This window comes from Tateyamaria sp. (genome assembly GCF_039945315.1).
Classification (GTDB): domain Bacteria; phylum Pseudomonadota; class Alphaproteobacteria; order Rhodobacterales; family Rhodobacteraceae; genus Tateyamaria.
Genome location: NZ_JBDUXB010000055.1, coordinates 217,925 through 231,792, shown reverse-complemented (window position 1 = coordinate 231,792; position 13,868 = coordinate 217,925). Strand labels below are relative to the sequence as shown.

Genomic DNA, 13,868 nt, shown 5'->3' with positions numbered 1-13,868 from the left:
GGAACAGAACATGGGCATGATTCGGAAACATTCAGTTAAACGTCGAAATCGCTCGGCTTTTTACCCTGAAACGTCTGGGATATTTCGCCGATCAGTGCCGCCAGCGCTTCGGGCGCTGGTTCTTGCCCCGTCACCCAGCGGATCAGATCCTGGTCGTTTTCGTTCAAAAGAGCATCATAGGTATCGAGTTGCGTGTCATTCATCCCGGCAAGATGGGCGCCCGCGTACGCCGACAGGATCAGATCCATCTCCTTGATCCCGCGCCGCATGGAGCGCATGTGCAGCCGCTTGAGACGGTGTTCGCGCGGCTCGTCACTCATCCGCGTGGACATCCATCGTTGCGCGCAGACGCTTTTCCAACCGGCCCACCTGCTCGGCACGCATCAGCATGTCTGCACGTAAATCAAGTAGCTCTGTCAGGATGTTACGGGTTTCATCAGTCATCGGGCTTGTATCAACCGGCCCGGCGAGCCCTTCGCCTTCGCCGTTGATCAACCACATCATCGAGACGTTGAGCAGCCCTGCCATCATGGACAGCCGATTGGCCCGCGGCTCGCTCAGGTCATCCTCCCAGGAGCGCATGGTCGCAAGGCGTATGCCCAGTCGCTTGGCCAGTTCCTTTTGCGTCATTCCTGTCGCTTCGCGTGCCGCCGCGACACGATCGCCAAAGGTGGCCGCATCTGCGCTGTACCAGTCCAGTGCATCATCCATGACAATTCTCCTCGTGTGCCTGCTGAAGGGGCTGCCTAACGCTTGCCCGCACCGGGTCTCGCGCATATGACAGGTCGCGACACCCTTTTAGCGAGGCCCGAGCCCAGATGACATTCCTTTCCGCGACGCTTGACCGCGTCAAACCGTCCCCGACTGTCGCATTGACGGGCAAAGTGGCAGCGCTCAAAGCAGAAGGCAAAGACATCATTGGTCTGGGCGCGGGGGAACCGGACTTCGACACACCACAAAACATCAAGGACGCTGCTGTCGTCGCGATTGCCCTTGGCAAGACCAAGTACACAGCCGTCGATGGCATTGCCGAACTGAAACAGGCCATCGTGGACAAGTTCAAACGCGACAACGATCTGGAATACACGACGGCGCAGGTGACTGTGGCCTCGGGCGGCAAGCAGATTTTGTACAACGCGTTGATGGCCACCCTGAACGAGGGCGATGAAGTTGTGATCCCGGCGCCGTATTGGGTGAGCTATCCGGATATGGTGCTGCTGGCCGGGGGCACGCCAGTGATCGCAGAGGCGTCGCTGCAAACAGGGTTCAAACTGACAGCAGATCAGCTGGAAGCCGCCATCACCGACAAGACCAAGTGGCTGATCTTCAACTCCCCGTCCAACCCGACAGGTGCCGGCTATACCCGCGAGGAGTTGAAAGAGATCACCGACGTGCTGATGCGACACCCCCAAGTCCACGTGATGTCGGACGATATGTATGAACATCTCGTCTATGATGGTTTCGAGTTCTGCACACCTGCGCAGGTTGAGCCGTGCCTTTATGATCGCACGCTGACTGTTAACGGTGTCTCCAAAGCATATTCCATGACTGGTTGGCGAATTGGCTACGCCGCTGGACCGGAGGAGTTGATCAAGGCGATGCGCAAAGTGCAGTCGCAATCGACGTCGAACCCCTGTTCGATCAGCCAGTATGCAGCCCTTGAAGCGCTGAACGGGACGCAGGAGTTCATCGAGCCCAACAACGAACTTTTCAAGCGCCGTCGCGATCTGGTGGTCGACATGCTGAACGCGGCTGAAGGCATCGCCTGTCCAGTTCCGGATGGGGCGTTCTATGTCTATCCATCCATTGCGGGCTGCATCGGAAAAACCTCGGCCGGGGGCGCAAAAATCGTGGATGACGCGGCCTTTTCAAACGCACTGCTAGAAGAGACGGGCGTGGCCGTGGTCTTTGGCGCGGCCTTTGGGCTATCACCAAACTTCCGTGTCAGCTACGCTACTTCTGATGAGGCCCTGAAAGAGGCCTGTACCCGCATCCAGACCTTCTGTGCGGGACTGAAGTAAGCGAGGGCACATGGGCACCGAACTCCCTGACTATTACTTTCGCGTGCGCGAGAATGGGGCGGCGGTGTTTCGTGTGGACACCGAAAACCGTCAGCGTCGGATCGAAATGGAACAGATCGCGGTGATCAACATCCGTAACGGAGAGATCAAGCCGCACGGGGATCGCACGCTGTCAGATGCGGACCTAGCACGGATCAAGACGTGGATGGCCGAGCGGGCGGATGTGCTGGCGCATCGCGACATCGACGACATTCACCGTGCGGTGGATTACCTGAACCTCACCACGCAGTGGGCACAGTCGCGCGCGAGCGAAGAACAGCTCGAAGACGTCACGGACGCGCTTCTTTTGGCGATGCACGACCTGCGCTCAGTTCTGGTGCGCAAAAAGGCCGATAGGCTAACCTCAGGCAACTAGCGCTTTTGGGGCGTCGTGCGTGGCGTCTTTCCGCCTCGGTCAGGAAACGGGAACAGCGTCCGCGATGCCGTCAGCGGCCAGTCTAGGCACCATGACATACCAATACCGATACATCAGTGCTGCGCCCGCACACGCCAGCCCGATCACAAGACCCAGCCAAATACCAACGCCTTCCCAGCCCATCACATAGCCCAGAATGTAAGATGTCGGCATCCCGATCCCCCAATAGGAGATCGCCGCGAGCACCATCGGCACCTTGGCATCCTGTACGCCGCGCAGCAGGCCGAGCGCCACGACCTGTGCCCCGTCCATCAGCTGGAACAGGGCTGCAAGCGCCAGCAAGACCACTCCGATGGCCAACACTTCTGCCCGCGCCTCCTGATCCGCATCCATAAAGACGCCCAGCAAGACCTCTGGCACGGCCAGAAACAGGATGATCGTAGCAAACGCCATGCCCAAGCTCAGCACGATCACAGTCCGTGCGCCACGTTTCATGTGATTGAGGTCATGCCGCCCATAAGCATTGCCAACCCGGATGGTGGCCACATTACCCAGTCCGAGATGCACCATGAATGTAATCGCGGCCAGTTGCAGCGCGATCCCATGCGCCGCCAGCGCCACATTGCCAAACCAGCCCATCATGAAAGCCGTTGCGGCGAACAATCCGCTTTCGGACAAGCTGGTCAGTCCGATCGGCCAGCCCAGACGGAACACCCGGCCTAGCATTTCAAAGTCTGGCCTCCACAGGCGCACAAGGATGGCGTGTTCGGGCAGAGCCCAGAGCGCGTAAGCAATGATCCCAACAAGCGAGACGATCTGTGTCGCCACGGAAGCTATCGCTGCGCCCTCGATTCCCATCTCCGGTGCGCCCCAATTGCCAAAGATAAAGGCGTAGTTGGCCAATCCGTTTGTCAACGCTGACAATAGCGTGATCCAAAGCACGATCTGGGTGCGCTCAAGCGCCGCCAGATAACTTTTGAACGTCATCACGATCAGGGCCGGAAACAGTCCCCAGCCCGCGATTTTTAGATAGGCAGCACCGTCAGCTGCCACCTGTGCGCTTTGACCTGTGGCCAGCAACAGCGTCTCGGACCAGATCATTGCCGGCATCGCACAGACTGCGAAACCTGTACTCAGCCACAACCCCATGCGCGTAGCGCGGCGCACAGCGACTTCGTCCCCTTCTGCGTCATATGAGGCAACCATGGGCATCACCGCCCACGCAAAACCTGACCCCATCAGGAAAATCACAAAAAACATTGAGCCAGCCGTCGTCATCGCCGCCAAAGCTTCAATGCTGTAACGGCCCAGCATAATGGTGTCGGTCAAGCCAATGGCGATCTGACCAAGGTGCCCGCCGATCAACGGCAGACCAAGGACGGCCACCGCGCGGGCGTGTCCGGCATATGACATGTTCGAAAGGGCCATGGCTTTCCCTTACGCCTGCTTTTTGGGCAAGGAAAGCCTTCAAATATTCAGGACAGAAACTGAGGCGGCGCACTGTGCGATCAGAGAAGCGGCAGCGCCAGCGCAGTGGCCACAAGGGCGATCAGGCCTCCGGCGACCACTTCGATGAGGGCCATGGCACGCACTGTCCCCTCGCCGCTGAAGCCGGATAGTACAGACGTCCGCGCACTTACCGCAGCGATCGCGACCAGTATGGTCACGCTGGCTGTGCCCAGTCCCATGACCAGTGCGCCAGCGATGCCCGCCCATGGGATCCCGAGCGCAAAACATAAGATCAACAGGAACACAGCACCGGTACAGGGTCGGATGGCGATGGAAAAAACGATGGCTGCGGCATCGCGCCATGATGTTACGGCTTCGACCTGTTCCACAGTCGGGGCATGGGCATGCCCACATGTTTCGCAATTTCCGTCGGCATCAATGCTATGGGCATGCGCGTGGTCATGTGAGTGAACCGCAACGGTCGAATACGCACGCCGCGCCCCACGTATCAACAGCCATGCGCCAACCAGTGCAATTGCAATGTAACTGGCGGGGGCGAGGATTTTGTCGGCGGCATCTGTCATCTGCGTGCGGCTCCAACCCAGTACAAGGGCCCCTGCCCCCACCAAAAGGATGGCTGCCATTGCCTGAGCAAGTGAAGACGCAAGTGCAAGGCCAGAAAGCCGCCATGCGGTCACCCGGGCGGCAGCGCCATATCCGCCGATCACCAGTTTACCGTGCCCGGGACCAACAGCGTGGAAAAAGCCATAGGCCGCGCAGAGTCCCATCAAGGTCGCCCAGGCGCCGGCCTCACCCGCACGCACGGCGCGCAAGCCTTGGGCCAGTGCGTTTTGTGTTTCGCGCTGCTGGCCGTTGGCCCAGCGGGAAAGATCCGCCATACCACCGAACCCAAACAGCCACAGCAAAACAACAGCCGCGGCCAGAACCACGCCGATCCTCAGGAATCGCATGACAGCATCACCGTATCGGCAAAGGATTCGCCTACTTCGGGATAGTAATCGGTCGCCTCATCTTCGGGCGTGGCATACAGCAGTTCTTCGAGCTTGGTGTATGCGGCGTCGAGGTCGGCAGTTTCAATGCTCGCCGTGCACGGACCTTCCACATCGACCTGCCCAACAAGAGCGTAGGCGGTATAAAACGTGGGATCGAACACCTTGAGCTCAAGACCAGCTGCGGGCGCTTCAGCGGCGCGGAAATGGGTAGTGATGATGCGCCCGCCCTCAACCCGTGTGCCGCGAGATTCAGGTGCGCCAAGCGCAACTGGCATGCCATTTTGGCGGGCGTAGCTGTCCCCTTCGTAACCCTCTATCCATTCCAGATCGAAGCCGTCCAGTCGCGCAATTTCGTCGTCACGCAGCCGGCCATCTCCATCTGAATCCATCCCCAGATCGGCAAAGATCAGGAGGGAATAAAAATCGTCATAGGCCCATTCCACCTCAAGCCCTTTGAAGGTGCCATCCGCGTCAACGACGGCCCGCAAGGTTGTGTCGATAAACACATGCGGATGTGCCTGACCGGCGATCGGGATTGCAGTAAGGCAAAATGCCAGCAAAGGGGCGCGAAAAATGGACATGGTTCAGATGTAGCGATGCGCTTGAGCGGCCTCAACCCCATCGTGAACAAAACTGAGTGGCAGCACGGCAATGTCATGTGCGCACGATATCTCTTGATCCAACGTAGCGCTCTGTCACAATGTTTCTCGTAATGAGGGAATTTTCCAGCGAGCTGTGCCGTTGGACAAGCCGTAAAGGAAGTAGACCATGACACTCCGCCCTGTCTCTGCCATCGCCGCCCTGGCAACCGCCATGACGACTGCAGCGCTGGCCAATCCCATTGATCAGGTCCGCCCCGACGCGCCAGCGCTCGCATCTTACGGCATGTTTGCCATCGGGGTGCAGACGCTGACCGCCACCATACCAGACAGTGTCAACGTTCTGGGCATAGAGGGCGAAGATGTGCCCCGCTACGATCGCCCACTGAAATTAGAGGTTTGGTATCCAGCAGAACTCGGCACGGTGCAGGGCGGCAGTTATACCGCTAAGTTGCGCGATGGGGTGACGGAGGTCACGCTGACGGGCCGAGCCGCACGCGATGCCGTGCCTGCCATTGGTGCGCAGTTTCCACTGATCGTAATCAGCCACGGTTATCCGGGGAACCGGTACCTGATGAGCCATCTGGGCGAAAACCTCGCCTCCAAGGGCTATGTGGCTGTCTCCATTGATCACACCGACAGCACCTATTCCGATCAGGGGGCGTTTGGATCGACATTGCTGAACCGCCCGCTGGATCAGGCGTTTGTGGTAGACTATATGGCCACGCTAGACGGACCACTGGGCGTTATCGTGGACGCCGAGAACACTGGCGTCATCGGCTATTCCATGGGGGGATACGGCGCCCTGATCTTCGGAGGGGCTGGCGTAACCCAAGCCTCAACGGAGTTGAGCTGGGGGACGCCCAACGGTTTACTCGAACAACATTTGGCTGGGTCTGACAGCCATGAGGCGCTGATGGATCCACGCATCAAGGCAGTGATCGCCATCGGTCCCTGGGGCAACAATGCCGGGTTCTGGGACACGGATGGTCTGGCCGGGCTTCGCGTGCCGCTGATGCTGATGGCCGGCAGCGATGATGACGTTTCTGTCTACGGAGCCATGCGCGGCATCTTTGAGAGCGCCGTCGGAACGGATCGCCACCTGCTGACCTTTGACTATGCCAACCACAACGCCGCCGCACCAATGCCCGCACCTGCCGAAAGTTGGGAGCCGTCTGAGGTGCTCGATTTTCCACCCTTTGAGCACTACGCCGATGCGGTCTGGGACACGACACGCATGAACAATATCGCTCAGCACTTTGCCACGGCTTTTATGGGACTGCATGTGAAGCGAAAGACCGACATGGCCGACTATCTGGCATTGACCCCGAATGCAGGAGACGGGGTTGTTGCGCTTGACGAAGGTGGGGACCCGACTGAAGATCACACCTATTGGGCGGGCTTTGCACCGCGCACCGCCAAGGGCTTGCGGTTTGAGACAAAGGAAAAAGGCGAATGATGCGCGTCTCTGAAAAGGATTTGAACGGGCATACCTTTACCGTGCGCGAATGGGGGGTCGAGGGACTGCCCAAGATGCTGCTGTTGCACGGTTTCCCCGAGTACGGCGGGGCATGGAACGATCTGGCGTTGCTTTTGTCGGACCGGTTCCACTGCATCGCACCGGATCAGCGCGGCTATGGCGCAAGCTATGCTCCGCAAGAAGTAGAAGCCTATGCCATGGAGGCGTTGGTTGGCGATATGGCCACCCTGATCGGTTCAGAGGCCGTGATTGTCGTGGGACATGACTGGGGATCGGCGGTGGCTTACGGGCTGGCGATGTTCCGCCCCGATCTGGTCAGCCACCTAGTCGTAGCAAACGGCGTGCACCCAATCGTGTTTCAGCGCGCTATTGCTGCCGGGGGCGCGCAGTCGGAGGCCTCGCAATACATCAACAAGCTGCGCAATCCCAAATCGGACGCGGTGCTGGAGGCTGATGATTTTTCCCGCCTCATGGACATGTTTTCGTCCCACATGGACACATCATGGCTGACAGGCGATGTGCTGGAAGCGCAAAAGGCCGCGTGGCGGAAATCAGGCCTGCGCGGCATGATCAACTGGTATCGCGCCTCACCTCTGGCCGTGGCTGACCCTGGCGTGCCGATCGATCTGCCTGATATGCCGTTGGAGCGGTTCATGGTCTACTGCCCACACTTGCTGATCTGGGGCGAAGGAGACACCGCCCTGCTGCCCGAAGCCAACGCCGGGCTGGAGGAATTCGTGCCCGACCTCACCCGCGTGTCGATCCCGGATGGAGATCATTGGGTGCTGCATCAGCACCCAAATCGCGTGGCAGGGATCATCCGGGACTGGTTGGGATGACCTTACTTTTCAGGTCATAATTTTCGCGTCATAGTGGCAAATATTCAAAACGGATACATTGCCATGACCCATAGTTACGACATCAAACTGGCCGCACAGATGGCCGAAGCCTCTTATGCCGGGCGCGCCAACCCTTCGCTCGCCACAGCCATGCGCCACGAGTTGGACCAGGACGATGTGCAGGCACAGTTCCTGAAAGGTGACATCCTGCTGATCCCGGGATCGAACTCGGTCGCCGACTACCTCAAATTCAACCTGCGGGTCCTCAATATCGGGGGAAAGCGATACCGGCTGAACGACGCGCATACTGAAACCGGAGCGTCCGGAACCATCTGGCATCAGGGATTTCTGCGACACGCACAGATGATCTATGCATGGCTGGAGCGGGAAAAGCTGAGACCCAAGTACATCATCGGACATTCACTGGGCGCTGCAGCCACACAAATCCTTGTACGCACATATGGCGTGCCGGGCATCGGCTTTGCCTCACCACGCCCAAGGCGTAACCGTGGGGCGATCAAGCATTCCAAACTGTGCATTTGTATCAACCGGGACGATGACAAGGTGTGCGATCTGCCGCCATCGTTTTTCCATATGGGTCATGTCCATAAGGCACGTGCACGTCGGTCCGTCTTTGGCCAGGATCACAGCATGAAACACTACCGCAAGGTCGTCGAGGAACAGCAGACAGCGGGTATTCTGGGTAAACGCTGGCCGGGGTAGAGCCTCTTCATTTTCGAGACTTGGGAAGTGCCCCTCGCCGGTTGCGGTCCACACAACACTAACTCGGGGGACTGAGCGCGCCTGTTTGTGTGTGCGGTGCCAATATCCAAGGCGCTAACCCCTTCCCCCCAAATAGACGGTCTGCCATACTCTGCTTAATTAACAAAAAAGAGCAGCTGCCATGACCGACTTGTTAAGCGGGGCCGCGAAAGCCTCGGACTATGATGCCTCCTCCATTCAGGTGCTGGAGGACATGGAACACGTGCGCCTGCGCCCGGGCATGTATATCGGGGGCAAGGACGACCGCGCACTACACCACATGGTCGCCGAGATCATCGACAACTCCATGGACGAAGCCGTTGCAGGCCACGCGACTTGGATCGAAGTCGAGTTGCACGAGAACGGGCATGTGTCAGTGCGCGACAACGGGCGGGGCATTCCGACCGATCCACACCCCAAGGACCCGTCCAAATCCGCCCTCGAGATCATCTTTTGCACGCTGAATGCAGGCGGCAAGTTTTCGGGCGACAGCTATGAGACGTCTGGCGGTCTGCACGGCGTCGGCTCCTCTGTCGTCAACGCCCTGTCCGACCACCTGCGGGTCGAAGTCGCCCGCAATCGCGAGCTTTATGCCATGGAGTTTTCCCGCGGCCTGCCCCAAGGCCCATTGGAGAAAGTCGGGTCCGCCCCAAACAGGCGCGGCACAGCCGTTACCTTCCATCCGGATGCGGAGATCTTTGGCTCTCTCACCCTCAAGCCTGCGCGCCTGTTCAAGATGGCGCGGTCCAAGGCCTACCTGTTTTCCGGCGTCGAAATTCGCTGGAAAACGGCGGTTCAAGATGGCGAGACACCGACCGAGGCCACGTTCCACTTTCCCGGCGGCCTTGCAGACTATCTGAACGAAGTGATGGCCGGGGCGACCACTTACGCTGATGCTCCATTCGCAGGATCGGTGTCCTTTGAAAAATTCAAGGTACCAGGCAAGGTGGAATGGGCGATCAACTGGACGCCTGCGCGTGACGGGTTCATTCAATCCTACTGTAACACCGTGCCCACGCCCGAAGGCGGCACGCATGAGGCCGGGTTCTGGGCCGCGATCCTCAAGGGCATCAAGGCCTATGGCGAGTTGGTGAACAACCGCAAGGCCTCCACCATCACCCGCGAGGATTTGATCACTGGGGCGGGTGCGCTTGTGTCCTGTTTCATCCGTGAACCTGAATTCGTGGGTCAGACCAAGGACCGGCTGGCCACCGTGGATGCCCAGCGGATGGTCGAGAATTCCGTGCGCGATCACTTTGATAACTGGCTGGCGGCGGATACGAAATCCGCAGGCGCGATCCTCGATTTTCTGGTGCTGCGGGCCGAAGAGCGCCTGCGCAGACGGCAAGAAAAAGAAACGGCACGCAAGACGGCCACGCAAAAACTGCGCCTGCCCGGCAAGCTGACCGATTGTTCCAACAAGTCCCGCGAAGGCACCGAATTGTTCATCGTCGAAGGCGACAGTGCCGGTGGGTCAGCCAAGATGGCGCGCGACCGCAAGACCCAAGCGCTGCTGCCCCTGCGCGGTAAGATTTTGAACGTGCTCGGGGCGGCCTCAAGCAAACTGGGGTCCAATGCCGAAATTTCGGACCTGACCCAAGCACTTGGGGTTGGTCTGGGGGCCAAGTTCAACGTCGATGATCTGCGCTATGACAAGGTCATCATCATGACCGATGCGGACGTGGACGGCGCACATATCGCGGCTCTGCTCATGACATTCTTTTACACACAGATGCGGCCGATGATCGATGCCGGGCACCTGTATCTCGCCTGCCCGCCGCTGTTCCGCCTGACCCAAGGGGCCAAGCGGGTTTATTGTCTGGACGAGGTCGAAAAGAACGCGCTGATGGAGAGCGGTTTGGGCGGCAAGGGCAAGATCGACGTGTCCCGGTTCAAGGGACTGGGCGAGATGGACGCCAAGGACCTCAAAGACACCACCATGAACCCCGCGACGCGCAAACTGATCCGCGTGTCGATTGACGATGATGAACCCGGAGAGACGGGCGATCTGGTCGAGCGCCTGATGGGGAAAAAGCCGGAGATGCGGTTTCAGTACATTCAGGAGAACGCGCGGTTTGTGGAGGAGTTGGATGTTTGATTGGTTCTCCCCTTGAGGCGGAGTTCATAATCCATAGCAAATTACCCTTGTCCACCTAAACCGACCTAAGGCATCGCCGGGATGTATGCATGCAGGTGGAAAATGTAGAGATTGCTACTTGTCTTGCTTGAAGCCGCATCACTTGTCGCGGTGCCGCCTGGCGATGCAGCGGCGGCCTACGGCCTTGGATCCGCTCAAAGAGATTGAAACAGCTCGGCCCTTCTCGCGCCTTGCTTTGCGATACGTCATCGAGCGACGCACCAACTAAATGGACAATTGAAAAAGGCGAGAGCTTTCGCTCTCGCCTTCATACTCGTTACAAACCGTCGGACACTCACTCATCCGCAGCCTGACCTTTTTTGACCCACAAAGGTGTACAGCAGTTTACCAGAACTAGGCATCTTCAAGGCATTTTAGAGACCGGATTTTTGCTAAGCGGGATTTTGCCCAATCTTGCATCCTTTCCGCCTATGCCGCAGTCTGAACGCATGATTACAGCCTCCGATGCCCAACGTTTCCTGGACGAAAGCTTTGCTCCGTGGGTCCTTGCTCTGTCGCCCTCTGTCACACAATGCGACCATACGGGAGTGACTGTTGACATACCAATAACAGATGAGATCGCACGCATTGGTGGTATTGTGTCAGGCCAGGTTTTGGCGACCCTAGCAGATACAGTCATGGTGCTGGCCGCTGGCGCGAATCAAGGGCAAATGATTCCCGTGGCGACGATCACGCTCGACACCCAGTTTTTGCGCCCCGGCTCCGGCGACACGGTACGCGCAGAGGCACAGATTTTGCGCGCAGGCCGGTCGATGATCTTTGCACGCTGCACCCTGACCGCCCTGCCTGCGAACAAACCAATTGCCCATGCCACCGGCACGTTCGCCGTGCCGGGATAAGAGCGACGGTGTTCACGCAGTTGCTTCTTGATCCCAAAACCGATCTGGCCCCTATTGGGCGCATGTTCCTGCGCACCCTTTTGATCCTTGCCCTGCTGACGGGCTGTGGACGGCCCCTGACAGAGGCCGAGATCGCCTTTTCCGCGACGATCCACGGGGATGCTCTGGACACCAAGCGCGTGCGCCTTGTGGACGGCGCCCCGACCCGCGCCGTCACCTTTCGGCGCAAGGCGCGGCCACGTACAACGTGCCGCGAGTTGATCCTGCCCCCGGCAACCGAAGGGATCGTCACAGCCAAGCCCGCGGCTGTGGCCCTTTGGCAGCATGTGCTTTTCGACAAGGATTGGTATCTGGAAAACTACGTCCCTGACTACCCGGACGAGATCAACCTGATCGCTGCCATGCTGCTTGCCCATGAGCTTACCCATGTCTGGCAATGGCAGAACCGGGATGTGACGGGCTATTCCCCGCTCCGGGCCGCACGCGAACATCAGACGAGCGACGATCCCTACCTGTTTGATGTTGGAGTGGAACGAAAGTTTTCCGAATTCGGTTTCGAGCAGCAGGGGGCCATCGTGGAAGAGTTCGTATGTTGCCGCGCCCTTGCCCCCCAGGCCCCGCGCACGCATCGGCTCCATGCACTCATATCCAAGTCCATGCCCGTGGCCGCCCTGCCCCAGTCGCGTCAGCACAATGTGCGCCTGCCATGGGACGGTGTTGAGCTGAACGGGATCTGCGGCTGAGACATGACGGATAAGGAAAGATCACCCATGGCCCAATACGCCCTCATCATGCTGTTGGCCGGGATTGGCATCCCCGTTCTGGCCGCGCTCAACGCCGCCCTAGGCACACGACTGGGCAATCCGGCGGCGGCGGCCACGGTTTTGTTCACAGTGGCGCTGGTGACAGCGGGAGTGGTCTTTGCCTTCACAGGTGGGCACGGTTTGTCCAAGGTGGCCGAGGCGCCAAAGCATCTGTTCCTCGCTGGAGCACTGATTGCGTTCTACGTGCTGTCCATCACGTTCATTGCCCCGCATTTTGGCATCGGCAACGCGGTGTTCTTTGTGCTGATTGGGCAGTTGATCAGCGCCGCCGCCATTGACCATTTTGGTCTGTTCGGTGCACAGGCTGCCGCCCTTAGTCCGGCTCGGATGGGCGGGATTGCATTGATGGCGGCGGGGGTGTGGCTGACCCAACAGGCGTAAGGCGCGGGTGTTATCCGCGCCCTAACTGCGCTCGGCCAGCGCCTGAGCTTGTTCCCACGCCGCTGGGTCCACATCGATCGGATCCGCGATCACGCGGTGTTGTCCCGGCATGCGCCCGCCCTCGTCAGTCGCGATCAGTTCACTCAGATCGACGACGCGGCGCGCAAAGTCGGTTGAGGTACTGGGATCGATGAGGATGTAAAACTGGCCAAGATCATGCGGTGGCCCTTCGGGCGCCTTGAGCGGTTTGACGTCCCGGCTGAGAACGCCGCCTGTCATTCCTGCGGCCAGCAGTTCAGCCATCAGGCCAAACCCCCACCCTTTGTACCCGCCCATGGACACGAGCGAGCCTTTGATCGCGGCCTCCGGGTCCGTTGTCGGGTTACCCTCGGCATCTAGGGCCCAGCCAAGAGGTATAGCTTCGCCCGCTGCCTTGGCCATTGTGATCTTGCCCAAGGCCACGGTGGTTGTGGACTGATCAAACTGCATTGCCAGCCCCCCTTCCCCGTCTGGCACAGAGAACGCAATAGGGTTGGTGCCGATCATCCGCGTCTTGCCCCCGGGCGGAGCAACGATGGGTGAGGCATTAGTCATTCCGATCCCGATCAACCCGGCCGCCGCGATCTGTTCGGTAAAATAGCCCAGCGAGGTACAAGTATGCGCGTGGCCCACGGCCAGCGTGGCGACGCCAAACTGACGCGCAGCGTCCAGTGCCGGGGCAAGCCCATATGCAAAGGCCGGTTGCGCAAAGCCCATAAGCGCATCGACCTGAATAGCCGCCGGACGCGCGGCCGTTACCACCGGCACCACATCCCCTTGCACACGGCCCGTTTTCAACTGCGCACAGTAGCTTTCAAGATAATACAACCCGCATATCCGGTTGTGCGTCGCTTCGGCCCGAGCCACGGCCCGTGCCACTTCTGCAGCAGCAAAGGTGCCAGCGCCATGGGCAACCAGTGCGGCCTGAACTGTGCGTTCGATGTCGGCAAGAGAAACGGAGGTCATTGTATTCGTCCTTCACGGCGAGGGCCGCGCCACACATTCTGATCAAAGAGCTTGGCAAGCGTCAAGCGTAACGGATAATGGAC

15 protein-coding genes are annotated in these 13,868 nt (G+C 59.2%); 9 read left to right on the top strand and 6 right to left on the bottom strand.

The window, feature by feature from the left end:
- Positions 1-35 precede the first annotated feature (35 nt).
- Positions 36-320 carry a succinate dehydrogenase assembly factor 2 gene (locus ABJD00_RS19080; protein ID WP_413831994.1) on the bottom strand — a complete coding sequence of 95 codons (285 nt, stop codon included), beginning with the start codon at positions 318-320 and terminating at the stop codon, positions 36-38.
- Positions 313-711 (bottom strand): helix-turn-helix domain-containing protein, encoded by a 399-nt coding sequence (locus tag ABJD00_RS19075; RefSeq protein WP_413831992.1) that lies wholly within the window; start codon positions 709-711, stop codon positions 313-315. The genes ABJD00_RS19080 and ABJD00_RS19075 overlap by 8 nt, the downstream gene beginning before the upstream one ends.
- Before the next feature lie 107 nt (positions 712-818).
- Here ABJD00_RS19075 and ABJD00_RS19070 point away from each other — a divergent pair, with 107 nt between their 5' ends.
- Positions 819-2,021 (top strand): pyridoxal phosphate-dependent aminotransferase, encoded by a 1,203-nt coding sequence (locus ABJD00_RS19070; protein WP_413831990.1) that lies wholly within the window; start codon positions 819-821, stop codon positions 2,019-2,021.
- Positions 2,022-2,031: 10 nt separating this feature from the next.
- A complete protein-coding gene (locus ABJD00_RS19065) occupies positions 2,032-2,436 on the top strand; it encodes a hypothetical protein (protein ID WP_413831988.1) in 405 nt (134 codons plus the stop codon).
- A gap of 39 nt (positions 2,437-2,475) precedes the next feature.
- Here the strand turns inward: ABJD00_RS19065 and ABJD00_RS19060 are convergent, their stop codons facing one another.
- The 3 genes from ABJD00_RS19060 to ABJD00_RS19050 form a co-directional block, all read right to left on the bottom strand.
- Positions 2,476-3,864 (bottom strand): MATE family efflux transporter, encoded by a 1,389-nt coding sequence (locus ABJD00_RS19060; RefSeq protein ID WP_413831986.1) that lies wholly within the window; start codon positions 3,862-3,864, stop codon positions 2,476-2,478.
- Positions 3,865-3,944: 80 nt separating this feature from the next.
- A complete protein-coding gene (locus ABJD00_RS19055) occupies positions 3,945-4,856 on the bottom strand; it encodes a nickel/cobalt transporter (RefSeq protein ID WP_413831984.1) in 912 nt (303 codons plus the stop codon).
- The gene (locus tag ABJD00_RS19050) at positions 4,844-5,479 is read right to left on the bottom strand and encodes a DUF1007 family protein (protein ID WP_413831982.1); all 636 of its coding nucleotides are present in this window, start codon (positions 5,477-5,479) and stop codon (positions 4,844-4,846) included. The genes ABJD00_RS19055 and ABJD00_RS19050 overlap by 13 nt, the downstream gene beginning before the upstream one ends.
- A gap of 187 nt (positions 5,480-5,666) precedes the next feature.
- Between ABJD00_RS19050 and ABJD00_RS19045 the strand changes: the two genes are divergently transcribed.
- From ABJD00_RS19045 to ABJD00_RS19015, 7 genes are all read left to right on the top strand, one after another.
- Positions 5,667-6,956, top strand: a complete 1,290-nt coding sequence (locus ABJD00_RS19045) for an alpha/beta hydrolase family protein (protein ID WP_413831980.1) — start codon at positions 5,667-5,669, stop codon at positions 6,954-6,956.
- Positions 6,953-7,816, top strand: coding sequence for an alpha/beta fold hydrolase (locus ABJD00_RS19040; RefSeq protein WP_413831978.1), 864 nt, complete (start codon positions 6,953-6,955; stop codon positions 7,814-7,816). Before ABJD00_RS19045 ends, ABJD00_RS19040 begins: the two co-directional genes overlap by 4 nt.
- A 63-nt stretch (positions 7,817-7,879) precedes the next feature.
- A complete protein-coding gene (locus ABJD00_RS19035; protein WP_413831976.1) occupies positions 7,880-8,539 on the top strand; it encodes a hypothetical protein in 660 nt (219 codons plus the stop codon).
- Positions 8,540-8,720: 181 nt separating this feature from the next.
- A complete protein-coding gene (locus ABJD00_RS19030; RefSeq protein WP_413831974.1) occupies positions 8,721-10,676 on the top strand; it encodes a DNA topoisomerase IV subunit B in 1,956 nt (651 codons plus the stop codon).
- A 488-nt stretch (positions 10,677-11,164) separates the two neighbouring features.
- On the top strand, positions 11,165-11,575 hold the full coding sequence (locus tag ABJD00_RS19025) for a PaaI family thioesterase (RefSeq protein WP_413831972.1): 411 nt from the start codon (positions 11,165-11,167) through the stop codon (positions 11,573-11,575).
- A 62-nt stretch (positions 11,576-11,637) separates the two neighbouring features.
- Positions 11,638-12,318, top strand: coding sequence for a hypothetical protein (locus ABJD00_RS19020; protein ID WP_413832042.1), 681 nt, complete (start codon positions 11,638-11,640; stop codon positions 12,316-12,318).
- A gap of 27 nt (positions 12,319-12,345) precedes the next feature.
- Entirely contained in the window at positions 12,346-12,780 is a 435-nt protein-coding gene (locus ABJD00_RS19015; protein WP_413831970.1) for a DMT family transporter, read from the top strand.
- 21 nt (positions 12,781-12,801) lie between these two features.
- Here the strand turns inward: ABJD00_RS19015 and ABJD00_RS19010 are convergent, their stop codons facing one another.
- Positions 12,802-13,785 (bottom strand): Ldh family oxidoreductase, encoded by a 984-nt coding sequence (locus tag ABJD00_RS19010; RefSeq protein WP_413831968.1) that lies wholly within the window; start codon positions 13,783-13,785, stop codon positions 12,802-12,804.
- Between the last annotated feature and the right edge of the window lie 83 nt (positions 13,786-13,868).